We start from the raw sequence: 23,431 nt of genomic DNA on the forward strand, positions 1-23,431 counted from the left end.
TTGCCCAGGGAGGAACGGATGACTGTGACGGCGTTTGACGAGTCCGAACGCCGGGCGTGGGCAGGACGGGGCGAGGCCTACGCGGGCAGCTTCGCCAAGCTCTGCGCGTACCCGGTGCCGCGACTCCTTGATGCCGCCGGGGTTCGGCACGGAACTCGGGTTCTTGATGTGGGAACGGGCACCGGGACCACTGCCGCGGCCGCGTGCGAGCGCGGAGCGCGGGTAACGGCGGTGGACGCCGAGCCCGGCATGGTGGCGCTCGCCACCCGGGCGGCTCCCGCGGCCGAGGTGCGGCTCGCCACCCTGCCGATTCTTCCGTTCGCCGACCAGCAGTTCGACGCCGTGGTCGGCAATTTCGTCCTCAACCACGTCGGACGCCCCCGGGCCGCCCTGGCGGAGCTGCGTCGGGTCACCGTCCCCGGCGGGCGGATAGCGGTCACCATCTGGGCCGCTCCGGCCGCCGCCGGAGCGGCCCTGCTGGGGAGGGCGGTCGAGGCGGCGGGGGTCACCCGCCCCGGCCACCTGCCCGGCCTGGCCCCCGAGGACGACTTTCCGCGCACGGAGCAGGGCTTTGCCGTGCTCCTGAGCGACACGGGACTGGCGGACGTGGCCTGCGAAACCCTCTTCTGGGACCACCGGACGACAGTGGAAGAGTGGTGGAGTGGCCCGGCTTCCGGAGTGGCAACGATCGGGCAGATCGTAACCAGCCAACCGCCTGCGATCGTTGCGGAGATCAAGGCCCACTTCGATGTGCTGAATGCGGAGTTCACCGACCCGGAGGGAGCGCTGGTGCTTCCGCACGCGGCGCTGCTGGCCCAGGGCGGGGCCTGAGCCGGGACGGCCAAGGGGGGCACGCGGGGCCGAATCACCCCGCTGCTATCGTCGGCGGTGACGGTTCATTCACAGGGCGTCACCGCAGGGGGGAACACCGAGTGAGTGAGACAGTTCCGCGCACGGCAGAGGAATCGGGGGCGGGAACGCGCCTGCCGTCGCGATATCACCTGATCACGCCGAAGGACTGGTTCCGGATCCCGCTGCGCCAGGGAAAAGCGGGAGGCGTCCGTTCGGGCGCTGGTGGAGATGACCTACCCGAATCGCGACGAGCACGCCGCTCAGCGGCGGGAGTTGCGAGATCTGCTCGCCAATCTGGTGAGCGGCGCCGTCGATCGCGACGGCGTCGAGATGTACCTCTCCACCGGGGCCGTTCTCGGCGTCCCGATCCCTGGCAGCCTGCTGGTGACGGCCGAGCCGGAGGACGTGGAGCACCCGGTGCGGCTGCCGGTGGACATGCTGGTGGACGGCCTCCGCGACAAGTACGGGAAACGGGCGGAGGTCTTCTCCGTGGAGCTGCCCTCAGGGCCCGCCGTGCGCTGCCGTCGGCAGGAGCACACCGACGACGCGCGGGCACTGGGACAGCCGGCGGACCGTCCCAGCACGCTGCTGGAGTACTACGTGCCCGTGCCCAACTCGGCCGCCTGGCTGCTGCTCACCTTCAGCACGCCGATACCCGAACTCGCCGATGTCCAGGTGGAGATGTTCGACGCCATCGCGACCACGCTGCGGTGGTCGTATCCGGAGTAGGGCCGAGGCGGCCCGGGTGGCCCGCAACCGCGGGCTGCGCAGTGTGGTCGCCAACCGCATGCGGGACATGACGGGCGACATTGGAGAGCGGCTGGCGCGCATGCGCGAACTGCGCATCAGACCAGGTGAATTGCTGGAAGGCAGGCACCCCGCGCGGGAGGCCACCGAGCTGGCGTCCCAGCCTGTGAACTTCTTCGGACGCTCGTTCAATCCCGGCGCCCTGGGCTGGGGCCGGCATGCCTACCACAACCTCGGCCGAGATATCGTCCGCGACCTGAGGGCTCCATTCGCGGAGAGGGGCTTGCAGTGGGCCGGTTTCAAGGATGGCCTGGGGCTCACGCATTTGGGGCGTGCCGCCGCAGACGCTTCGAGTGAAGCCGCCCGGGCGGCGAGCCGGGCGGCTCTCGCCAATCTGGGTGGAATCCTGGCAGGCACCGCCACGACCATCGCCACCTTGAAGGACGGCGAGATCGACTGGAACTTCCCCGATTTCTCCGGACTGTCCCTCACCGTCGAGAGCCCATGGGACCAGGAAGCCACGGAGGTCGGTGAATTCTCGTACCGGGAGAGTGAGGCGCTGGTCCAGTGACGCGGTGGATCTCCCAGTTCGACTGTCCCGCCAACGACTGGCTGCCCATGGTCATGGGCACGCCGGACGGCGCGGAGCACGTAGCGCGGCAGGTCGCCGACCGGGAAGGCGAAGGCGTGCGGGACTACGCGGAGGCGGTGTACCCGGAGCTGAAGGTGATCTGGGAGAACATGCGCGAACGACAGGCGGCGCCCGTGGCCGTGTGCGTGCCGGTCATCCCGCGATCCGCCCGACCGTTGGTCCCGGCCAGTGCCTACGTTCAGGGCTGGCGGTGCACGCCGGAGGATCGCGTCATGGAAACGCTCACCGATCTGGTGAGCCAACCCAAGCACCATCGGTTGGGGAAACCCGACGTCTCGGTCGTGGAACTGCCCGCGGGTCCGACCTGCCGTGTGCAGGAGGTACTGCTGAACGACGTGGGCGACGACGGGCGGCGGTTCATCATCGAGCAGATTGATCATTTCGTGCTGCCTCCGGCATGTCAGGAGGGCATGTTCAAGTTCACGATCCCATGGTCCGACCCGACGCTCGGGCCGGGGATTTCCCATCTCGCCGATGAAATGGCTTTCTCGTTGAGCATTTGCAGTGACGAGACAACGAACGACAGCGCGTGACGAGTGTGGCGCCGAGGTGCCACGGAGGAGCTGAAGGAATGACCGAATGGGTGCCCAGGTTCGACTATCCCTCCGATGATGGATGGTTGTTCATGGACGTGCATCTTCCCGACGCCGCCGAGCGAATCGGACAGCAGATCGCCGACCGGGGCGGACGCCGCAACAAACGCTTCGGGAAAGCAGTAATCGAACAACTCAAGGCCGAATGGATCGGAGCCCTGGAACTGCAAATCGAACCGATCGTGGTGTACGCCCCCCGCGTGCCACGCGAGCTGCCGCCCGAGTGCCCCGCCTCCATCCGGGTCGAGCGTTTCGAGCCCGACTACGAGCGCAGCATCGAGGGGTCCTGGGAAGGGTGAACAACCCGGTGGACGCCAGCCCTCGGAACTATGTCCTGGGGCCGGAGATCACGACCGTGGAGCTGCCCGCCGGCCCTGCGTGCCGGATCCACGCCGTGATCTCAGACCATACCGGGTGGGATGAGCTGGTCACGGAGTATGTGGACCACTACGTCCTTTCCGAGGTCTACCCTCGGGAACTCCTGGCAATGAGGCCTTTCTGGGTCCGCGACACCATCTTCGGAATGGTCGAAACAGCCGACGCCGTCGCGCAGACCCTCACGTTCGTACCGCGCGGATCCGGAGAGGAGCGGCCCCGGCCCATCCTCAACGCCCAACCCACCGGCATCGTCTTCGACGAAGTCCACATCAGCCGGGGCCGCCTGCGCCGCCTCGCGCAACACGGCCTCGTCACCATTCACAACGGCGTCCTGTCCCTCCTGGGCGACGACCGACGCCCCCTCGCCAGCGCGCCGATGGCGGAGGTCACCGCCTGGCCCCTCCGTGCCGACCTCAACACGGCGGTCGGCCTGGACATCCAGGGCACCACCTACCGCGCCGCGCCCGGATCCGGAAGTGTCAACGGCTTCGCCCTGCCCACCGACCTCGCCAACGGACACGACGCGGCGGGCCAGTTGCTCAAAGCGATCGAGGAGAACGGCGGCAAACGCCGCTGAGGCACACACTCACCCGCAGGCAGGGAGCTGAACGATGACCGAATGGGTACCCAGATTCGACTACCCCGCCAACGGCGACTGGCTGCTGGTGGAGATGCATCTCCGCGACGGCGAAAAGCGCATCGCCCGGCGGATCGTCGAGCGTGACGGGCGGGGCAACAAGCGTTACGGCAAGGCAGTTGCCCGCCAGCTCCGGAGTGAATGGGCGAACGCCCGGAAGCATCGGCTGGAGCCGGTCGTGGCCTATGTGCCGCCCGTTCCGCCGGAAGGACATCCGGTCCCACCCGCGACTGTCCTCGCCTACCGATACACCCCGGACCACGAGCGAACGTTCGAGGCGATCGAGGCCGGCGAACGTCCCACGGTCACCAAGTCCGAAAAGGTGGAGGTCGTGCTGGGGCCGGAGATAACGCGTCTGGAGCTGCCCGCCGGTCCGGCGTGCCGGGTGCATATGGAGGCCGTTCTCTACACCACCGGCGAGCCGTTGGGCGTCGCCTACCTGGATCACCACCTGCTGCCCGAGATCTTTCCGGAGGAGATCGTCACCCTGCACGCCAACTGGATCCCCGGAACCACGCCGGGAATCGTGGAGCTCGTCGACGCCATGGCCGCCTCGCTGACCTTCGTGCCGCGCGGATCCGGGGAGGAGACCGCCCGGCCCATCCTGTGAGCCCGACGCGCGCCGTTCTCAGGCCGCCTCGTCGAAGTACACCACCTGCTCCCTGGCCTCCCTCAACTGCGGCGGTGCCCGCGCGGCCCGGGGCCATGCGGTCGAACTGGTAGCCGACGCCGCCCTCGAAGGCGCGCCAGGCCAGCGTTTCGCGGTGGGCGGCGTCCTCGACGATGCGGAACGTGTCGGCGCCGCTGAACGCCAGGCCATACAGGTTGTCGTCGGTGAAGTGGGGGATGTTCCGCAGGGCGTAGGACCGGCCGGCTGTGGCGCCGCCGTCCTGGGACACCACGCCGGGCGGGCCGATGTCCTGGGTGGCCGACTGCTGGTACGAGGTCTCGGTCACACGCTGATCGCCCAGCCAGATGTCGGCCTCGGTGTGCTCCTTCTGCCGGTCCTTGTCACCGCCGAAGATCTTCGTCAGCAACCAGGCCAGCAGGAAGGCCAGCAACCCGATCGCCGCGCCGACCGGGGCCCCCACGCCGCCGACCGCCGCGCCCGCGATCGTGCCCGCCAGGACGGCCGAGCCGAGTCCGGCCCACCACTCCCAGTCCTCGCCCGGTTCGTACTCGATGGTTGAGACGGCGCCCTCGAAGAGGAGGTTCCGGTCCGTGTCGGAGGCCGAGACGGTCAGTCCCTGCACCGGAGTCGTACTGGCCCACAGCACCGCGTGCGTGCCGTCGGCACACTCTCGCCCGCGTCGTTCACGAAGGCCAGTTGGGGGTGGGAGGCCGGCACCACCCGCGCGGTGGTCGGGCTAGTGCTGACGAACAGCAGCCCGGTCAGGCCGCTCGCCAGCCGTGCTGTCAGCGCCGGGCCGCCGTCGCCGTCGTCGTCGTCGGGGAAGCGGTCCATGAGCAGGCCGGTGGAGATCAACGCCGACACCGTGCGGCGCGGGGACCAACTCATGATCGGCGGCCAGGCGTTCACCGTTCAGGACATGACCGCGATCCGAGGCGGCGCCAAGCGACTTGAATTCACCTCGGGCGATTCGTTCATACTGCGGCGCACCACGGTGCTGTGGGCCAGCCGCCGGATGGCTCCCCAGCGCCTGCGCCGGGGAGCGTAGCCGGGCCTGGGTCCGGGTTATCTCGGAAACCCGGCGTGGATGGTCTTGCCCGCGCCGGGGCCGGGTGTGATGGCCAGTTGACTGGCGAGGCCGCGGACCATGCGCCAACCGAAGCCGCCGCTGCCGTCGTCGAGATCGGGCGTGCGCTCGCGTGGCCGCGTGGGGCTGGGGTCGCTGACCGCGACGGTCACCGTGTCCGGGGCGGCGGCGAGTTCGAGTGCGAACCGGCCGCCGCCGTGTCGCAGCGCGTTGGTGACGAGCTCGGAGACCACCAGGACCAGGGCGTCCGCCGTGGCGGGGTCCGGCACCGGGGCGAGGCTGTCGGTGAACGCGCGGGTGGCCTCGCGTGCTCGGAGAACGCTCTGCGGGCTGTCGCCCCGCACCACCGTCGGGGCGAAGGCTGGGGCGCTGGCGATATCGGAGATCTTCGTGCCGTTCATGCGCGTACACCCACACCTGATATTGGTTGCACCGATTTACGTGCCAGAAGTGTGCCCGCTCCGACGTTCTTCACACCCCGGCGGGACGCTCTGGCACTGCTTTCCGGACACCGGGGCGACAGAAGTCCAAGATCCCACCACCGAGAAAATCTGTCACGGCCGAGGTAGACATTCGCGCCGGGCCGGGTTAGCGTTTCCTCGTACCCAAGAGATCGAGAAGGGCGCGGCAGACACGAACTGCCCGCATGCAGGACCAGCAGATCGCGCACGGCGGTGGAGTGGCGGGGCCGGAAGGATGTCAGGTCCCCTCGCTGGCCGCCGGGCCGGGCGGCTCACCAGGGGCCGCCGAGCAGTACGCAGAACCCGTAGTACCTGCAATATCCGGCAAGTCGAACCAGAAAGATGAGGAGGAGGCAGGCGCCATCAGGATCGCCCGGGCGAGGACGTGAGCAGCCCGGGTCCGCAGGCCCGGAACGGAAGGTGGTCCCACGGTCACATATCCGCGATCCCCGCAGACGTCCCCATCCCCCTGTGGACGGTGCGGAAACAACAGGTCGGCATCGCAGTAAGCCGACAGATGGTGTTGCAAATCCCTCGGGGCCCTGGTGCCGTACGGCACCAGGGCCCCCCGACGCGTTTCCCGATCAGAGGTGGATGTGACCGCAGACAACCCGCTCAACCGTTTGGACGACGACGACTACCCCGCCTACACCATGGGCCGTGCCGCCGAGATACTCGGCACCAGCCCCGCCTTCCTGCGGGCCCTCGGCGAAGCCCGCCTCATCACCCCCCTGCGCTCCGAGGGCGGACACCGCCGCTACTCCCGCTACCAGCTGAAACTCGCCGCCCGCGCCCGCGAACTCGTCGACCAGGGCACCTCTGTCGAGGCGGCCTGCCGCATCATCATCCTCGAAGATCAACTCGAAGAGGCCCAGCGCATCAACGAAGAACTGCGCCGGCGCGCCCCCGAGCCCCACACCAGGACCGACGCCTGACCCGCGACCCGCTCCCGCCCGGACGGCGCCCCGCGAGGCGATCGCCGACAGCCACCGGAATAAGCGGTGGCGATGGGCGCCGTGTGAACGTAGGGTGCGGCGACTTCACGCGTCCGGAGGGTTTTCGTAGTGATCGTTCAAGTCAAGGTGTCCGGTGGCCAACTGGTGGTCGAGTCGGAGGGCCGGGGCGATGTCACCGTCGTGCTCGTGCACGCCGGGGTGGCCGACCGCGCGATGTGGGACGGTGTCGTGCCCGCGCTGGCCGAGGGACACCGGGTGGTCCGCTACGACCTGCGCGGGTTCGGGGCGTCGGCGCCGGCCGGCGCGGAGTACCGGCACGCGGAGGATCTGCTGGGCGTGCTGGACGCGCTGGAGGTGGAGCGCGCCGTGCTGGTGGGGGCGTCCTACGGCGGCAAGGTGACCCTGGAGTTCGCTTCGCTGCACCCGGACCGGGTGATCGGGGTCGCGGTCCTCGCTCCGCCACTGCCCGGGTACGACTGGTCGGCCGAGATGCGCGCCTACGGCGCGGCCGAGGAAACCGCCCTGGAGCGCCGGGACTTCGACGCCGCGGTGTCGCTCAATCTCGACATGTGGGTGCGCGGGCCCTCCCGCACGTGGGACGAGACGCTGCGCGCGCACGCGGCGGCGGTGCGCGAGGCCATGCGGGTGTCCCTCGTGAATCAGCATCTTTCCGATGAGCACGAGCGGCACGCGGTGCCGGATCTCGCCGGGGTCCTCGGCGGGATCGGTGTGCCGGCCCTGGTGGCGGTGGGGAACGAGGACGTGCCCGACTTCCAGGCCATCGCGGAACGCGTCGCCGCCGCCCTGCCGGGCGCCCGGCTGACGCGGCTGCCGGACACCGGTCACCTCATCGCCGTCGAGCGGCCGGCCGAGACCGCGCGGCTCCTGCTCTCCTTCCTGGAGGAACTGGACGAGCTGAACGCGGCCCGGTAGCGCGCGCGTTCAACCCCCGGCCGGCGGGGCCGGGTAGACGACCGTGACGGACAGCAGCGTGATGTCCTCGTTTCCGCACCCGGTCAGGCCGTCGTAGGGGGCGAAGAGCGCGTCCCGTTCGTCCGGCGGGTAGACGCGCAGGCCGCGGGTCTCGACGGGGGCGCAGTCCTCCGCGGGGTAGTTCTCCGCGCGGGACACCCGCAGGTCGGCCACCGCGCGTTCGCCGGGGGCGAGGGCCACCGTCGCCGCGGTGCCGCGTTCCTCGCCGCGGGTGGCGGGGGCGCCGGCCTGGGTGCCCTCGTCGCCGGTCACCAGGGAGACGCCGGGGTAGCCGGTGAGGGTGCAGGTGCGGTCGGCGGTGTTGGTGAACTCCAGCGTGAACATGGCCGATCCGGCCGCGGCGCCGGCGCCCCGCAGGGCGAGGGCCAATTCGACGCTGGCGCAGGTGCTCGGGCCGGCCTCCGGTGATTCCGTCACCGCCTCGGTCGGCGGCTCCGCCGGGGCGGGCGCCGTTGGGCCCGGGTTACGCTCCGGCGCGGTCGTGGCGCCGTCCCGGGTGGCCAGGGGCGTGGTGGCCGCTCCGTTGTCGTCGCCGGGCAGGACCAGGGCGAGAACGGCCGACGTGCCGGCCAGGCACGCGGTGACCGCGCCGCCCACGGTCAGGATCCGGCGCCGTCGGCGGGCCGCGGCGCGGCGGCGCAGGGTGGCGAACGTGCCGGGCGGCGGTGCCAGTTGGGTGGCCGGGCGGCGGAACGCCTCGACGAGCTCGGACGGTTCGCGGTCGAACGGGTCGCGCGGGTCAGTTGGTGATGTCATGCAGTCCCCTCAAAGCGGTCCGCAGTCGCTGGCGGGCCTGGTGAAGGTCGCTCTTGACGGTGCCGGGGCGCCGGCGCAGGGCGGCGGCGATCTCGTTCACCGGCAGGCCGGCGTAGTAGTACAGCAGCACCGGGACCCGGAGCCGGTCGGGCAGGGTCTCGACGAGGCTGCGCACGTCGTATCCGGCGTCGGCGGCGGGCGAGTGCTCCGGCCGGTCCGCGCCGACCTGCCGGGCGGCGTCGTGTTCGCGGGCGCGGGCCCGCCAGTGGTCCTTGACCAGGTTGGCCGCGACGCTGAACAGATAGGACTCGGGGCGGTCCACGCTCGACCACCGCGACCACAGGCGGGTGAACGCCTCGGCCGCGATGTCGTGGGCGACCGCGTCGCTGTCCACCAGACCGCGGCACCAGCCGGCCAGCCGCGGATAGAAGTCCGCGAACAGCGCCTCGGCCTCCTGGTCGCCGCTCAACCGGTCCGCCTCCCTCGTGCCGCGTCAGCCGAGTTCGCCCCGTCGCGACGCCCGGCACGGCACCTCGCTGCGTTACCGAATCGCGCGAATACGGCCAAGTATGAGCTGCGATCCGGTGCCTTGCGATGCACCGCACCGGACGCCGCTCCTTGACGGGCAAACCCAGCTGACGCGGCACTCACGTTCCGTCCGCCTACACCGTCACCACCGCCTCCCAGCCGGCGGCGGGCGCCTCCCCCACGGCCAGGGCCTGGAGGTTCGCGACGACCTGGGGGTCCTGGGCCGCGAGCCAGTCGCACAGTTGCCGGAACGAGACGAAACGCACGTCGTCGTGCGAGGCCATCTCCCACAGCGACTGCTCGACGGCGTCCATGTAGATGCCGCCGTTCCACTGCTCGAAGTGGTTGCCGATGAACAGCGGGGCGCGGTTCGAAGTGTAGGCCCGCTCGAATCCGGCGAGGAACGCTCCCCGGGACTGTTCCAGCCAGCCGGCGTACTGGGCGGGGTCGCCCTCGGTGGTGTCGCCGGACTGGTTGGCCAGCATGCTGTAGTCCATGGACAGCACCTCGAAGCCATGGCCGGGGAAGGGCAGCGATTGGAGGGGGAAGTCCCAGATGCCACCGTTCAGTTGAACGGGCCACCGCTGGAGGCCGCCGGGCGAGCTGGCGTCGTAGCGCCAGCCGCGGGCGGTGGCGGTGGGCAGCAGGTTCTGCTGGCCGAGCAGGCAGGGGGTGCGGCCGCCGATCAACTCCTTGGTGTAGTCGAACGGAAGCGGCTCCACGTCGTCAAACCCGGTGTGCGTGCGCCACTCGGTGACGAAGCCCATGGCCTGCGCTATCTCGCTGTCCCAGTCCTCGGGGGTCCAGTGCTCCACCGAGCCGGGGCCGCCGCAGAAGTGCCCGTTGAAGTGCGTACCTATCTCGTGGCCTTCGAGCCAGGACGACCGCAACTGGGCAAGCGTCGCGCGGATGTTGTCGTCGCTGAGGTAGCCGATGTCGGATGCGCCGGGCGCGTTGCGCGGCGGCAGGTAGTGGGCGGCCTTGGCCTCGGGGAGCAGATAGAGACCGGAGAGGAAGAAGGTCATGGACGCCCCGATGTCGCGCGCCACGCCCCGGAACCGGTCGAAGAGGCCATCGCCCAGCGCGGCGGCGCCGTCCCAGGAGATGACGACGAACTGCGGTGGCAGCTCGCCCCGTTCAAGCCGGCGCGGCTCGGGCTGGCCGGACTGGGGGCCGGTGTCGGCGGTCGATCCGTCGCCGATGAGGCGGGGGTGGTCCACGCTGGGCGGCGGCGGGTCGGTCTCGGGCGATCCGCCGCCCCGGCCGTCCCCGGAGGGGGCGTCGGTGGCGGAGGCGGAATCAAACGGATCAAGTCCGCCGCGCGCGAGGCCGTAGCCGCCGGCGGCGAGGAGCCCGGCGGCGCCGAGGCCGAGGATGGCCCGGCGGCCCGGGCCGGCTGAGGTGCGTCCATGACGGTGGCGATGGGTTCCCACGCGGCGGCTCGCTTCCTGGTCGAACGGTGTGGCACCCCGTCGACTCCACGGCGGCCCGGCCGGTTGTCACGGCTCGGCAACGAAACGGCGGGTGGTCCCGCGGTCACCGGGTGGCGCGGCGGGCAGCGGGCGTCTAAGCCCCGCGCTCGGAGGTCGCAAGCCGACGGCCGTTTATCACTCGAACGGCGCAGCGGGAGGGTGCACCGGCCCGCCCGGGTGGGCCGGGTGTGCTCCGGTGGAACGGAATGTTCCCGGCATCGTCCCTGATGGCGGGCCCTTTCCGAGGTTCCAGGAGTTGAACACCATGCGAAAGATCGCAGCGACACTGACAGCCGCCCTCGTCCTCGCCCTCGCTCCCGTCGCGTCGGCGACAGCGGAGCCGGCGGCCGGACCGGCGACCGCGGAGTGGTCGGTGAGCGCGGCGGCCCCGGAGCAGGAGAACCCGCGGCAGTACGACGACGGCGAGGACGACGGGGGCGGCAGCGGCGGGCTGTGGGGGCTGCTGGGGCTGCTCGGTCTCCTCGGCCTCATTCCGCGCAAGCACCGCCATCGCGGGATGGCGGACGCCGGCGCCCGGGGCCAGGGCGGCGCCATGTGACCCGGCCCGGCCGGACGACACCCCTTCCCCCGGCGGCCACGCACCCGCGTGGCCGCCGGACCGCGCCTTGAACGGTCAGCCCTCGCCTTGAACGGTCCGGAACGGTCAGCCCTCGACCGGCTTGAGCACCACGAAGTCCGCGCCGAACGGGTCGGTGCAGACCGCCAGCCGGCCGACGCCCTCCGCGTCCTCGGGGCCCATCTGCACGGACCCGCCCTTGCCGGTGAGCAGGGCGACCGTGGCGTCGCAGTCCGCCGAGCCGAACACGGGGTGCCAGTAGGGCCGGCCGCCGGTCAGATCCAGGGCCTCGGGCGGGAGTTGCATGATGCCGCCCTGCATTCGGTCCTCCCCCGCGCCGGCGGGCGTGATCAGCGCGTACGTCCCGCCGCCGCCCGGCAGTTCCATGTCGCTGGTCGTCCAGCCGAACAGCGCGCCGTAGAACTCCTTCGCGGCGCCGACGTCCGTCGTGTACAGCTCCGTCCAGGTCAGCGAGCCGGTGACGTCCACGGCCTCCAGGCCCTGGCTGCCCGGCGCCTGGAGCACCGCGAACTGGCCGCCCTGCGGGTCGGAGAACTGGGCCATGCGGCTCTCGCCCTCGATGGTCAGCGGCGCGACGCGCACCGTGCCGCCACGCTCGGTGACGGTGCGGGCCGCGGCCTCCGCGTCGGGGGTGGCAAAGTAGACCATCCAGGCGGAACGCGCGCCCTCCTCGGTGAGCGGCCCCAGCCCGGCGACCGTCTTGCCGCCCAGTCGGAACACGCCGTATCCACCGGCGTCCGGCCCGAACGACTCGAACTCCCAGCCGAACACCGTGCCGTAGAAGGCCGCGGCGGCGCCGATGTCGGGGGCGCCGAGATCCAGCCAGCACGGAGAGCCGGGCAGAAAGTCTGTGGTGATCATGCGGCTTCCTCTCTGGATCCGGCCCCGCGGATCCCCGGTCGGAGCCAGCCTGCCACCGGCCGCCGCCACCCGCCCGCCGAGCGCCGCACCCGGGGGACCCCGCGCTGGCTACCGCCGCCCGCCCGGCTCCCCGCCCACGTGGTAGGTGCCGCGTGAACCCTGCGGCAGCAGGTCCACCTGGATCCGGTGGGTGGTCTCCCGGCTGACCGCGCCGCCCAGGTCGGCGGTCACCACGCCGATCCGCAGGCCGGCCCCGCCCCGCCCCTCGCGGCGGACTTGAACGGCGATCTCCAGGCTGACCCGGTCGACCGCGAAACGCAGTTCATGGCCGCCCGCCGCCCCGTCCCGCTGCGCCTCCTCAAGGTCCTCCCGCACCTGCCGGATGACGTCGGCCAGGCCGATGTCGCTCCCCGAGCCCGCACCGGCCATCGCTCAACTCCCGTTGCCCTACTACCTATTCGTGTCCGGATGCTACAGAGCGAAAGCGGTCGTGCGTATGCTGCTGACGCATAGGGGAGGGGTGTCCCAGTCATGAATCAGGACATTCACGAGCATGCGGGGGGCGACACCTGGCGGGTTCGCATCCATTCTCCGGCCAGTGGCCGCGTCATCGGCTCCGGCGTGCTGCTCGACGACCGCACCGTGCTGACCTGCGCCCATGTCGTGGCGCGCGAAGCCGTCGCACTCGTCGACTTTCCCGAGCTGGTGGCCGGGGTGCGCACCCCGGCCACCGCCCTGCCGGAGCACTGGATCGCCCCGCACCGCGAACGCGGCGACATCGCGCTGCTCACGCTGGACCGGCCCTGCGCCGACAGCGCGCCGGCCCCCCTGCTGCGAGCCGCGCCGTCGCTCGGCACCCGGGTCGAGATGTGCGGCTACCCGGAGTCGGTCAACAACGGCGAGGGCGCGGCGTTCCAGGCCCGGGTGAGCAGGAAATTCGGCGAACGGGTCCAGCTCACCCTGGAGGGCGGCGCGCACCTGCCCCGGCACGGGTGCAGCGGCGGCCCGGTGATGGACATGAACACCCCCTCCCGGGTGCTGGGCATCACGGTCACCGGCTTCCACGACGACCAGGCCCCCGAGCCGCTGTCGCTCGCGTACATGATCCCGGTCGACACCATCACCAAGTACCTGCGGAAAGTGTCGCCCGGGGGGCGGCCCGGAGTTCCGCCCGGCATCGCCTCCCGGGCCTCGGCCGACCAGCCGGTGGAGGTGAGCTACGCGACGCGGCTCGCCGCCTGGCTGCGCGGCGAGAACCGCTCGCCGGTCTATGTCACCGAGATCGTCCGGGACGGCATCCGGGACCGCACGCTGCAACGGGCCCTCGCCCTGGCCGACCGCGAACTCTCCCCCACCGCCCCGGAGTCGCTGTCCGGCCAGCCGACGGCGACGGTACCCCCGGTGGGCAGCCTCGATCTCGCCGTGAACGCCGCCGACCTGACCGCCGACGAGATCGCCGGGCAGGTCGCCGAGCGGATCAACGTCACCGGCCCGGAATCCGGGCGGGCCCGGGAGTGGCTGAGGCGGGACCGGCTGACGGCCACCATCGCCCTGCTCGGCGTGAACCGCTGCGCCGACCGGGCCGACCTGCTCGCGTTCTGCGGCGAACTGGCCGAGCAGGGCTGCCGGTTGCTGCTGGTCTTCGACGGCGCGGGCAGCCGCCCCCGGCAGGACGTGGCCGACCGGCTGGCGTTGCGGCACCGCCTGGGCCAACTCCCCGGCCGGCTCGCGGCGCTGGGGTCCCGCGCCGGGAAGCTGAACGAGGCGGCCGAGCGGCTGGCCGGGGTGCGGCGGCAGGACGAGGCGGTGGCCCGGCTGTGGGAGACCCTGGCCGGCATCCGGCTCGCGCACGACCGGACCGGGGAGCCGGCGCCGGAGCGATTCGCCGCGCCGCTGAGCAGGCTGGAGGAACGGGCCCGGGGCGTCGAACGCGCGCTGGCCGCCGAGGAGTCGGCGGCCGACCTGTTGTTCGCGCGCCGCCGCGCCGCGCGCGAACAGTTCGAGACCTATCAGCTCCTCGCCGCCCAGCACGGGCAGACCGAGGACATCGCGCTGGCGGTCGGCCGGGAGTACGGCGAGGCACGCCGGGCGCTGTACGGCCGGTATGAACCCGAGGCGGCGGGCGACGCGCTCGCGGCGTATGTGGACGCCGTGCGGCGCGCGCTGGGCTGGCCGCCCCTGCCCCGCGCGGACGCGAGCCGGGAAGGGCACGGCGGGAACGACGGCGCGGCGGATGGGAGGGACACATGACGGAGCGCGGCCCGGACGCCCCGGCCGAGAGCCGGCTGCTGGATCTGCCCGAACTGCCCGAGCCGGACCCGGAGTCGCTGCTCCAGGCGAACCCGACCCCGCCCGCCGAGGGCCGGCCCTGTGGAAACCACAGGTGCCGACGGCCCGTTGGCGCCCCGTACGCCGGCACCGAGCAGCGGTACGAGGGTTACTGCTCGCACTGCGGCACCCGTTACTCGCTGCTCCCCCAACTGGCGCCGGGCAGCACGCTGGACGGCGACCGTTACACCGTGCGGGGCTGCCTCGCCCACGGCGGGCTCGGCTGGGTCTACCTCGCCGAGGACACCCGGCTGCGGAACCGGCCCGTCGCGTTCAAGGGGCAGCTCAATCCGCATGATGCCGGGGCCCGGGTCAACATGGAGGAGGAGCGGGACAAGATGGTGGCCCTCGCCCTCGCCCACGACTCCATCGTCTCCATCCACGACTACGTCCCCCATGAGCGGGACGGCGAACCGACCGTGGACTACATCGTGATGGAGTTCGTCGGCGGCAAGCCCCTGCGCACCGTGCTCAATGAGGCGAAGGCCGGGCTGCGGCCCCTGGGCGAGCCACTGACCCTGGAGCATGTCGCGCGGTACGGCTGCCAGATCCTCTCCGCCCTCCAGGCCATCCACGACAAGGGCCTGGTCTACTCGGACATGAAGCCGGACAACGTCATCCACCGGGGCACCCGGGTGGTGCTCATCGATCTGGGCGGCGTGCAGCGGCCGGACGACACCAACCGGGTGCCCGTCATCACCCGCTACTACGCCAGCCCCGAGGTCGCCCTGGGCCTGAAGCCGCCGGACGTCGCCAACGACATCCACACGGTCGGCCGGACGCTGGCGGAACTCGCCGAGGCGGTCGAGGAGGAGCCGAGCGACTACGGGCTCGGCAACGAGTCGTTCCGCCGGCTGCTGACCCGCGCCACGGCCCGCGAGCCCCGGCGCCGGTTCGCGTCCGCCGCCGATATGGCCGAGCAACTGGAGGGCGTGCTCCGCGAGTTGGTGTCGCTGCGCACCGGGCGGGAGTACACCCGGCCGTCGGAGGTCTTCGCGCCCTCGCCCGTCCTGCTGGACGCCGGGCTCGGCGCGGTCCCCGGCCCGGAGCACTGGCTGGGCCGGTCCGCCCGCGCCTACCGGTCGCCCGGCCTGACCGGACCCGTGCTCGACGACGGCCGCCCCACCGCCGCGCAGGTCGCGGCCGGCCTGCCGGTGCCGTACCCGGACCCGAGGGATCCGGCGATCGTGCAGCTTCGGCTGCCCGGCCCGCGCGATCCCCGGGCCACCGTACGGCAGTGGGAGATCTACCTCGCCGCCGAGAAGGAGAGCGGACCGGCGCGGCGGAGCGTCGAGGCGCGGCTGGAACTGTGCCGGGCCCATCTGCGGATCGCCGGGGAAATCGCGCCGGACCACCCCGGCCGCAAGGACCATCTGGCGCGCGCCGAAAGCCGGTTGCGGGAGGCCGAGCGGGTACTGGACGACACGGCGGTGAACCTGGCCGCCGACGACTGGCGCGTCGACTGGCACAACGGACTGCTGGCCCTGGCCCGCGGCGAGTTGACGGCCGCGGGCACCCACTTCACGCGCGTCTACGCCGCGCTGCCCGGCGAGTACGCGCCCAAGCTGGCGCTCGGCTACTGCGCCGAGTGCGACGCGACCGGCGGCGACGCGGCCGAGCGGACGGACGGCGTGCGGCGCGCCCAGCTCCTCTACCACGCGGTGTGGCGGCGCACCCCGCAGCAGGGCAGCGCGGCCTTCGGGCTGGCCCGCATTCATCTGGCGCGCGGCGAACGCGGCACCGCGGCCGAGGTATTGGGCCTGGTGCCCGCCATGTCGCGCCACTACGACGCCGCCCGGATCGCGGCCGTGCGGATCCGCGCGGCGCGGCTGGCGGAGGGCGACCGGGGGCTGCCCGACCGGCGGAGCCTGGCGGCCGCGCTGCGCGATCTGCCCACGCTGGCCCTGGACGGCGAGGCCGAGGCCGGGGAGGAACGAACCAGGCTGACCGCCGAGTTGCGGGAATGTCTGCTGGACTGGTTCCGCCGGGCGCCCCGGCCGCCGGACGAGGAGGGGCCGTTCCGGCTGCCGGAGCCGGCCGCCCGGCTGCTGGCCCGGAAGGCGCCCGGGAAGCCCTATCCCCCGGACGAGAACGGGCTGCGGCGAGCGCTGTCCCGGTCCTTCCGGGAGCTGGCGCAACTGTCGGGCATCGGCCCGGCGCAGCACGAGCATCTGATCGACTGCTCGAACGCGGTGCGCCCCCGGGTGTGGTTCGTGAGCAGGTGAACGAGCGGGTGAGCGATCGGCACGGCGAGGAGACAAGGTGACGGGAGCCGGACCGGCGGAGCGCGCGGGGCCGCGCGCCGAGCTGACCGCGGAGTACCAGGCCGACCAGTACGCGGCCGGCGACGGCGGCGATGTGCGCGTGATCCTGAAGGTCACGGTGGCGGGCCTTGGCGAGGAAGCCGCCGGGCGGGCGGCGCACCGCTCGGAGATCATCATCATCGACTGCTCCGGCTCGATGCGGCACCCCAGCATCCGCCCGATCGCGGCGGCCCGCCGGGCGGCGGAAAAGGCCATCGAACTCCTGCCGGACGGCACGCACTTCGCGCTGGTGCGCGGCAACGAGGCGGCCGAGGTGGTCTATCCGTCGCGGCCCGGCACGGTGGCCGCCGACGAGGAGACGCGGCGGGCGGGCGGCCTCGCCGCCCGGGCTATGGACGGCAACGGCGGCACCCGCATCTCCGCGTGGCTGGACCTCGCCCGCCGGCTGCTGGCCGGGCGCCCGGACGCGTCGTTGCGGCATGTGCTGCTGCTGACGGACGGCCGGGACCGGCACGAGGAGGAGGACGAGCTGCGGCGTGTACTGGACGCCTGCGAGGGCGAGTTCACCTGTGACGCGCTGGCGATCGGCGAGGACTGGGACGTCGATCAGCTTCGGGAGATCGTCGGCCGGCTGAACGGCCGGGCGGCGGCCGTCGAGCCGTCCCCGGGCGCCGACGGGCCGGCGTTCCCGGAGGAGCTGACGCGGATGCTCACCGGCATCGTGCGGACCGCCACCGCCCGGACGCTGCCACAGCTCGGGATCCGGGTGTGGACCGGCCCCGGGGTGCGGATCTCGCTCTTCCGCCAGCTCGTCCCCGTCGAGCGGGACCTCACCGCCGCCGGGCACGTCGGCGCCACGGACGAGGCCGAGGGCGATGTGACCGGCTTCGCGACCGGGGCGTGGGGCGACGAGACGCGCTGGTACGAGCTACGGCTGCGGGCGGAATCGGCCAGTTCAAGGTCCGGCGGCGGGGCCGGGCCCGGCGCCCGGATCGCCTCGGTCGGGCTGGCGGCCGAGGGGGTGGCGCTGCCGGAGACGCGGTCGGTCACGGTGCGCTGGACGGATGAGTCGCCGCCGTTTTCCAATCCGGCCCCGGTGGGTGAGCACTTCAAGCACACCGTCGCGTTGAACGAGGCGGATCAGCGCGGCTGCCGGGCGCTGGCCGCGGGCGATCTCGCCACGGCGGCCGAGGAGTTGGGCCGGGCCGTCCGACTGGCCCGGCTGCTGGGCGACGAGCGGCGGCTGACCCGGCTGGCGCGGCTGGTGGTCATCGAGGACGCGGACGAGGGCCGGGTCACGGTGCGCGCGGACCCGGATTCCGGGCAGCTCAAGCGGATGCTGCTGGAGAGCGGCTATTCCATGGCGCCGCCCGCGCCGGACGGGGCGGGGAACGTGGAGAGCGAGGGCCGGCCGGTGTGCTGCCCGGTGTGCGGGGAGTGGGTGCGGCCGGGCCGGTTCTGCAACAACTGCGGTCACCAGTTCGCGGACGCGCCATGAGGCGCCGGCTCGGCACGCGGCGCCTGCTGCGGGCACAGCTCACGGCGCTGCTGGTGCTGACCGCGCTGACGGCGACGCTGCTGTTCGACGCCTATGGCGACCTGCACCGCCGCCCCGCCGAGGTGCGCGACCGGATCGCGCCCGCCGTGCTGGAGGTGGCGGCGGCCCGTACCGCGCTGATGACCGCGCACCTGGCCGCCCGGGAGACCCTCGAGGAGGGGCTGAGCGACGTGGTCGGCCCCGGCGAGGAGTACCGGACGCAGATCGCCTCGGCCACCCAGAGCCTGTCGCAGATCGCCGACCGGCAGGTGGGCAGCGAGGACGCCGAGTTGGGTCCGGCCACCATCAGCGCCCTGCTCGTCGCCTACAGCGAGGCGGTGGAACGGGCGGGGTCGTTCGCGGGGACGCGGGTGCTGCGGGAGGCGTGGTTCCGCAGCGCGGACGCGATCCTCAACCGCGACAACACCGGCATCCTGCACCGGTTGGACGCGCTTCAACAGCTCCAGCTCGCGGAACTGACCGAGGAGACCTCGTTCACCGGCGCGCACGAGAGGCTGTGGTGGTGGGCCGCGGCGGCGCTGCTGAGCCTGGTGGCCCTGCTGGCCGTGGTCCAGGGCCAGTTGAACCGGCGCTTTCCGCAGCGCCTCAACCCCTATCTGCTGGGCGCCGCGCTGATCCTGCTGGCGTCCTGGTTCGCGGTGCCGGCGGCGCGCCACACGCAGGACCGGCTGGACGCCGCCCACGCGGAACTGGCCGGGGTCATCGGGGACTTGCACGGCACGACGACCGACGACGAACTGGAGCTGGATGTGCTGAGAACGCGCACCTCCGAGGTCGCCGAGCGGGTGACCGACGACATGAACGAGACCGGGACGCGCGCGGGCGCGATCACGGCCATCCCGGTCGGGGGCGGCGCGGTGGCGCTGCTGTGCTGGCTGGGCATCGGCCGGCACGCCGTGCGGTACAGGCACCGGCCGTGAGGGCGCGCACCCCCGGCCGCCGGGTGCTGATCCCGGCCCTGGCGCTGGCGCTGCTCTCGCCGGCGCTGGGCGGCTGCGGGCGGGACACCGGCGCGGCGGAGGGCGAACTGACCGTGCTGGGCCCCTGGACCGATCAGGAACGCGTCGATTTCGAGCGTGAACTGGTCCAGTTCGAGCAGGAATCGGGCATCTCCGTCGACTACCAGGGCACGACCGCGACCCGGGAGGTGCTGCTGGCCGGGGTGCAGTCCGGCGATCCGCCGGACATCGCGATCCTGCCGGGGCTCGGCGACCTCGCGGAATACGCCGCGCAGGGCCAGCTCCAGCCGCTGGAGGACATCGTGGAGCTGGAGGACTCCTTCGGCGATCCCTGGCTGGCGCGGCCGGACGACGGCCGCGGCGACGGCCCCGACCACCGCTACTGGGTGCCGGTCAAGGTCGATCTGAAGAGCATCGTGTGGTTCGAGGCGTCGCGCGGGGTGCCCGAGGCGCCCACCGACCCGTCCCAGTGGTGCCTGGGGATGCTGTCCGACGCCACCACCGGCTGGCCGGGCACCGACTGGATCGAGGACATCCTGCTCCAGCGGTCGGGCCCGGCCGCGTACGACGCCTGGGCGACGGGGGCCCTGTCCTGGACGGCGGAGCCGGTCCTGGGAGCCTGGCGCACCTTCGGCTCGTTCCTGGCGTCGGACCCCTCCGGCCGGGCGGCCGAGGAGGCACTGCTGACCGACCACCGCGGCCGGGACGACGGCAGCGGCGGGCTGCTGCTGGCCCCGGGGCACGGCTGCTCGCTGGAGCACCAGGGCAGCTTCGCCCGCAGCTTCTACTCGGGGGAGGAGGCCGCCCGGCTGGACTTCGTGCCCTCGGCCGAGGTGCTGCCCGGCGCCGAGGGAACGGGCCGCGCCCGGGAGGTCGCCGGTGACTTCGCCGCGATGTTCCGCCAGAGCGAGGAGGCGGAGGCCCTCATGCGCTATCTGGCCGCCGGCGACACCCAGGCGGCGCGGGCGGGGCACGAGCAGCGCCCGGTGTTCTCCGCGCACAACGCGGTGGGCCCGGCCGCCTACCGGGGCGAGGTCAGCGAGCGGCTCGCCCAGGAGCTGCGGGACGCGGAGACGCTGTGCCTGGACGCCTCGGACGTCATGCCGCCGACCATCGGCCACGTCTTCTCCGAGAAGGTGATCGAATTCCTCGCCGACCCGGGCCGGGACCCCGCCGTTCTGCTGGGCGACATCCAGCGGGTGCAGGACGAACTGCCCGAGGGCACTGCCTGGTTGGAGCAGGCGTGCAACTGACGGGGCGCGCTGTTGACGTGCGGGCCCGCCGGTGCCCGGTGGGCCGACGGCACCGCGCGCCCGGGCGAGTGCCATAGTGGCCACCGGGCCGGGGGGTTCGGAGGGCCGGGCCGCACCGGCGGCGCATCTACTGGGGAGGGGAACGCGTCATGCGCGTACGCAACGGATGGCCGGTGGCGTTACTGGCGGGAACGCTGGTGCTGGGCGGCTGTGGCGGGGACGGCGGCTCCGGGCGGGAGGACTCGGCCGACGAGCGGCCGGCGGAGGAGTCGCCCGAACCGGCGGGCCCGCCCACGGAGTTCGCCACCGAACCGGCCGCGCGGATCGACACCGGCCCCATCACCCACCCGCCGCTCGTCGTGCACGGCGAACGGGCCTGGGTGGCCGACGAGGCCGGGCTGAACCTGGTCGACCTGACCACCGGCCGCGCCACCGCCCGTGTCGACACCGAGGAACCGGCCCGGTACGAGCCCTGGCGGGCGGAGGGCGCGACCACCCCCGAGGAGGAGGCCGCCGCCGCCGAGCAGGCCGCGGCGACCCGCCGGGTGGTCGCCCCGCTCCTCGCCGAACTCGACGGCGAGCCCGCCGTGTTGGCCGCCATTCCGGTGGGCGATGACAGCGCCCCCGAGCTGGAACTGGTCGCCGCCCACGCGGAGACCGGTGACGTTCTCGCCCGCGTCCCGTTCACCCCCGCCTTCTGGCGGGAGGAGGCGCCGGACGGCCAGGTCAGCGCCCGAGTGGTCAGCGTCCACGAGGGCCTGGTCGCCATCCAGCCGGCCGACGGCAACCAACTGGCCGGCGCCGTCGTCGTCGACCTCGCGCGACGCGAAGTCGCCTGGGAGAGTGACGACTTCGCGCTCATGGCCGGACACGGGGACACGCTCGCCGGGGTGGCGTCCCGGGACGACGGCTCCGCGACCGTCGGCGTCGCGCTCGCCGACGGCCGGGAGGTGTGGTCCGACCCGATCGCCGGGGCGCCGTCGCTCCAGCCCATGGGGCGGCTCTTCCGCATCCAGGAGAGCGAGGACCCGGCCGGACCGCGGCTGGTGGAGACCGCCACCGGCGAGCCCGTCATCACCGCCGACGACGGACTGGCCAAGGACATGACCTGCACCCCGCCCGACCCGGAGATCACCGCGGTGGTGTGCGACAACGAGGAGAGCGGCGCGCTCGCGTTCGACCTGGAATCCGGCGAGGTGCTGTGGCGGCAGCCGGCCGGGGAGGCGGGCCGGGACGGCACCTGGAGCGGTGAGGTCACCGCCTCGTACCGGGACCGGATCTATCTCGACCGCGACGGCCGGCCGGTCGTCCTGGACGCGCGCAGCGGCGAGGTCGTGGCGGCCGACTCCGGCGTGGCCCCGCAGGTCGTGGCACCGGGCGCGGCACTGATCGCCGCCGGTGACCACGTCGACATCCACCCCGCCAGAACCGACTGACAACGCGGCGGTTCACGTCCGATCGCGACCGGCCGAGCTCTCGCGCACGGCCAGCTCGGTGCCGAGCGTGACCGTGCTGGCCGGCCGGCCCGGGGTGGCGATCCGGTCCACGAGCAACTGGGCGGCGGTGCGGCCGAGCTCATGGGTGGACTGGTCGGCGGGGCGGCGGCGCTGCCGCCGGGGGCGGAAGGGCTGGTGATGCTCCCGTACTTCGCGGGCGAGCGCACCCCGTTCTTCGACCCGGACGCGCGCGGGCTCATTCACGGTCTGACGCTCCGGCATGGCCGGGGCCATCCGTACCGCGCGGCGCTGGAGGGTACGGCGTTCGGGGTGCGGCACAACCTGGCCGCGATGGCCGACGCGGGCGGCGACATCCGCCGCCTGGTGGCCGTCGGCGGCGGCCGCCGCGCGGGCCGCCGCCGCGCGGTCGGTGAACTTCCGCTCGGCCAGGGCGTTCAAGTCGCTCGGCCGGCCGTTGAACCAGGAACCGCGGTCGGTGAACTGGTGGCCGTTCAAGTTGGCGAGCACGACGTCGGACGAGGCGCCCGGGCCGGTCAGCTCGAACGCGTTGTACTCGGAGACCAACCGCGATTCCAGGCCGACGCCCAGGTAGTAGTCGCCACCGCCCGCCGCCTCGCTCCGCAACGGGTAGTCGGGGTCGTCGGTGCTGCCGGTGAAGTAGTTGTTGTAGGAGTGGACCTGGCCGAAGCGGACCCGGGGGCTGCGCTGCTGGGTGTCCTCGAAGAGGTTGTGGTGCAGCGTGATCCGCAGCCGGCCGCGGTCCTTGTCGCCCTGCCCGTCGCCGGAGCCGATCAGCACCGTCTTGGCGTGGTCGGTGAACCGGCTGAAGGAGACGGTGACCAGGTCGGTGCCGTCCTCCATGTCCAGCAGCCCGTCGTGGCGCTCCACCGGCTCGCCGTGAAAGCCTTCGGGCGCCCGGCTGTTGGGGTAGCGGCCGTCGGTGAACGTGCAGTGGTCGACCCACACCCGGGAGCCGGTGACCATCGACAGCGCGTCGAACCGGGCGTTCCTGGAGCCCTGTTCGCCGTCCCAGGGGTCCCAGGACGGGAAGTGGTCGGTGGGCGCCTCCAGATGGAGGTCTCGGATGATGATGTTCTCGCCGGTGCGGATGGAGAGGTAGACGCCGAGCAGCCAGGCGTCGTCGCCCACGCCCTCCAGGGTGGTGTTGGACGGCACCTCCAACTGGATGTGCCGCTTCTGTGCGTTGGAGCCGGTGACGCGCAGCCGCCGCTGCTCCCCGCACCAGAAGTGGCGGTCGTCGCGCCACTCGGTGCCCTCGGGGCCGAAGCAGGCCATGTAGCGGTTCAGGTCCCAGCCGGGGGCGTAATCCGCCGCTTCCAGAAGCCGCCCGTCGTCGGTCTCGTTCCCTGCGATGGAACCGCGAACTTGAATGATCTTGGGTGCGGTCGG

At 72.6% G+C, this 23,431-nt stretch carries 24 protein-coding genes and 2 pseudogenes; 17 read left to right on the forward strand and 9 right to left on the reverse strand.

The features are described 5' to 3' along the window. Positions 1-24: 24 nt before the first annotated feature. From RM590_RS02500 to RM590_RS02525, 6 genes are all read left to right on the forward strand, one after another. Positions 25-831 (forward strand): class I SAM-dependent methyltransferase, encoded by an 807-nt coding sequence (locus tag RM590_RS02500; protein ID WP_311702833.1) that lies wholly within the window; start codon positions 25-27, stop codon positions 829-831. 249 nt (positions 832-1,080) lie between these two features. Next, positions 1,081-1,581 (forward strand): hypothetical protein, encoded by a 501-nt coding sequence (locus RM590_RS02505; protein WP_311702647.1) that lies wholly within the window; start codon positions 1,081-1,083, stop codon positions 1,579-1,581. 16 nt (positions 1,582-1,597) lie between these two features. Beyond that, a complete protein-coding gene (locus RM590_RS02510) occupies positions 1,598-2,170 on the forward strand; it encodes a hypothetical protein (RefSeq protein WP_311702648.1) in 573 nt (190 codons plus the stop codon). Next, positions 2,167-2,784, forward strand: coding sequence for a hypothetical protein (locus tag RM590_RS02515; RefSeq protein WP_311702649.1), 618 nt, complete (start codon positions 2,167-2,169; stop codon positions 2,782-2,784). The genes RM590_RS02510 and RM590_RS02515 overlap by 4 nt, the downstream gene beginning before the upstream one ends. Before the next feature lie 38 nt (positions 2,785-2,822). After that, the gene (locus tag RM590_RS02520; protein ID WP_311702650.1) at positions 2,823-3,143 is read left to right on the forward strand and encodes a hypothetical protein; all 321 of its coding nucleotides are present in this window, start codon (positions 2,823-2,825) and stop codon (positions 3,141-3,143) included. A 224-nt stretch (positions 3,144-3,367) separates the two neighbouring features. Next, a complete protein-coding gene (locus RM590_RS02525; RefSeq protein WP_311702651.1) occupies positions 3,368-3,799 on the forward strand; it encodes a hypothetical protein in 432 nt (143 codons plus the stop codon). Between the two features lie 542 nt (positions 3,800-4,341). On the opposite strand, the gene RM590_RS02530 is transcribed toward RM590_RS02525, so the two are convergent. Both RM590_RS02530 and RM590_RS02535 read right to left on the reverse strand, forming a co-directional pair. After that, entirely contained in the window at positions 4,342-5,112 is a 771-nt protein-coding gene (locus tag RM590_RS02530; RefSeq protein WP_311702652.1) for a hypothetical protein, read from the reverse strand. Further along, a complete protein-coding gene (locus RM590_RS02535) occupies positions 5,100-5,345 on the reverse strand; it encodes a hypothetical protein (protein ID WP_311702653.1) in 246 nt (81 codons plus the stop codon). The genes RM590_RS02530 and RM590_RS02535 overlap by 13 nt, the downstream gene beginning before the upstream one ends. Between RM590_RS02535 and RM590_RS02540 the strand changes: the two genes are divergently transcribed. Then, complete coding sequence (locus RM590_RS02540; protein ID WP_311702654.1) at positions 5,323-5,538, forward strand: hypothetical protein; 216 nt, start codon at positions 5,323-5,325, stop codon at positions 5,536-5,538. The genes RM590_RS02535 and RM590_RS02540 overlap by 23 nt on opposite strands. A gap of 17 nt (positions 5,539-5,555) precedes the next feature. On the opposite strand, the gene RM590_RS02545 is transcribed toward RM590_RS02540, so the two are convergent. Next, on the reverse strand, positions 5,556-5,978 hold the full coding sequence (locus RM590_RS02545) for an ATP-binding protein (protein ID WP_311702655.1): 423 nt from the start codon (positions 5,976-5,978) through the stop codon (positions 5,556-5,558). Between the two features lie 656 nt (positions 5,979-6,634). On the opposite strand from RM590_RS02545, the gene RM590_RS02550 reads away from it, so the two are divergent. Together RM590_RS02550 and RM590_RS02555 are read left to right on the forward strand one after the other, a co-directional pair. Then, entirely contained in the window at positions 6,635-6,973 is a 339-nt protein-coding gene (locus RM590_RS02550) for a MerR family transcriptional regulator (protein ID WP_311702656.1), read from the forward strand. Between the two features lie 129 nt (positions 6,974-7,102). Continuing rightward, positions 7,103-7,927, forward strand: a complete 825-nt coding sequence (locus tag RM590_RS02555) for an alpha/beta fold hydrolase (RefSeq protein ID WP_311702657.1) — start codon at positions 7,103-7,105, stop codon at positions 7,925-7,927. 9 nt (positions 7,928-7,936) lie between these two features. Here the strand turns inward: RM590_RS02555 and RM590_RS02560 are convergent, their stop codons facing one another. The 3 genes from RM590_RS02560 to RM590_RS02570 form a co-directional block, all read right to left on the reverse strand. Then, positions 7,937-8,743, reverse strand: a complete 807-nt coding sequence (locus RM590_RS02560) for a DUF4232 domain-containing protein (protein ID WP_311702658.1) — start codon at positions 8,741-8,743, stop codon at positions 7,937-7,939. Continuing rightward, positions 8,727-9,212 carry an RNA polymerase sigma factor gene (locus tag RM590_RS02565; protein ID WP_311702659.1) on the reverse strand — a complete coding sequence of 162 codons (486 nt, stop codon included), beginning with the start codon at positions 9,210-9,212 and terminating at the stop codon, positions 8,727-8,729. Before RM590_RS02565 ends, RM590_RS02560 begins: the two co-directional genes overlap by 17 nt. 193 nt (positions 9,213-9,405) lie before the next feature. Next, the gene (locus RM590_RS02570; RefSeq protein ID WP_311702660.1) at positions 9,406-10,704 is read right to left on the reverse strand and encodes a polysaccharide deacetylase family protein; all 1,299 of its coding nucleotides are present in this window, start codon (positions 10,702-10,704) and stop codon (positions 9,406-9,408) included. Positions 10,705-11,008: 304 nt separating this feature from the next. Between RM590_RS02570 and RM590_RS02575 the strand changes: the two genes are divergently transcribed. Next, positions 11,009-11,302 carry a WGxxGxxG family protein gene (locus RM590_RS02575; protein WP_311702661.1) on the forward strand — a complete coding sequence of 98 codons (294 nt, stop codon included), beginning with the start codon at positions 11,009-11,011 and terminating at the stop codon, positions 11,300-11,302. 105 nt (positions 11,303-11,407) lie between these two features. On the opposite strand, the gene RM590_RS02580 is transcribed toward RM590_RS02575, so the two are convergent. Then, positions 11,408-12,202, reverse strand: a complete 795-nt coding sequence (locus RM590_RS02580; RefSeq protein ID WP_311702662.1) for a VOC family protein — start codon at positions 12,200-12,202, stop codon at positions 11,408-11,410. A 108-nt stretch (positions 12,203-12,310) separates the two neighbouring features. Continuing rightward, the gene (locus RM590_RS02585; protein ID WP_311702663.1) at positions 12,311-12,631 is read right to left on the reverse strand and encodes a trypco2 family protein; all 321 of its coding nucleotides are present in this window, start codon (positions 12,629-12,631) and stop codon (positions 12,311-12,313) included. Positions 12,632-12,733: 102 nt separating this feature from the next. On the opposite strand from RM590_RS02585, the gene RM590_RS02590 reads away from it, so the two are divergent. The 7 genes and pseudogenes from RM590_RS02590 to RM590_RS35950 all read left to right on the forward strand — a co-directional run. Continuing rightward, a complete protein-coding gene (locus RM590_RS02590) occupies positions 12,734-14,452 on the forward strand; it encodes a S1 family peptidase (RefSeq protein ID WP_311702664.1) in 1,719 nt (572 codons plus the stop codon). After that, entirely contained in the window at positions 14,449-16,755 is a 2,307-nt protein-coding gene (locus tag RM590_RS02595) for a serine/threonine-protein kinase (RefSeq protein ID WP_311702665.1), read from the forward strand. The genes RM590_RS02590 and RM590_RS02595 overlap by 4 nt, the downstream gene beginning before the upstream one ends. A 37-nt stretch (positions 16,756-16,792) precedes the next feature. Continuing rightward, positions 16,793-18,292: a VWA domain-containing protein gene (locus RM590_RS02600; RefSeq protein WP_311702666.1), complete on the forward strand. Its 1,500-nt coding sequence runs from the start codon at positions 16,793-16,795 to the stop codon at positions 18,290-18,292. Further along, positions 18,289-19,272 carry a hypothetical protein gene (locus tag RM590_RS02605; protein WP_311702667.1) on the forward strand — a complete coding sequence of 328 codons (984 nt, stop codon included), beginning with the start codon at positions 18,289-18,291 and terminating at the stop codon, positions 19,270-19,272. The genes RM590_RS02600 and RM590_RS02605 overlap by 4 nt, the downstream gene beginning before the upstream one ends. Next, a complete protein-coding gene (locus tag RM590_RS02610; RefSeq protein ID WP_311702668.1) occupies positions 19,269-20,564 on the forward strand; it encodes an ABC transporter substrate-binding protein in 1,296 nt (431 codons plus the stop codon). Before RM590_RS02605 ends, RM590_RS02610 begins: the two co-directional genes overlap by 4 nt. Positions 20,565-20,713: 149 nt before the next feature. Next, positions 20,714-22,000: a PQQ-binding-like beta-propeller repeat protein gene (locus tag RM590_RS02615; RefSeq protein ID WP_311702669.1), complete on the forward strand. Its 1,287-nt coding sequence runs from the start codon at positions 20,714-20,716 to the stop codon at positions 21,998-22,000. 198 nt (positions 22,001-22,198) lie between these two features. Then, a pseudogene (locus RM590_RS35950) lies at positions 22,199-22,348 on the forward strand (FGGY-family carbohydrate kinase); the annotation flags it as partial. 225 nt (positions 22,349-22,573) lie between these two features. On the opposite strand, the pseudogene RM590_RS02625 reads toward RM590_RS35950, so the two are convergent. Further along, positions 22,574-23,317 (reverse strand): annotated as a pseudogene (locus RM590_RS02625) (pectate lyase family protein); the annotation flags it as partial. Between the last annotated feature and the right edge of the window lie 114 nt (positions 23,318-23,431).

It is taken from the genome of Streptomyces litchfieldiae (assembly GCF_031845365.1).
In the GTDB taxonomy this organism is placed as follows: Bacteria; Actinomycetota; Actinomycetes; order Streptomycetales; family Streptomycetaceae; genus Streptomyces; species Streptomyces litchfieldiae.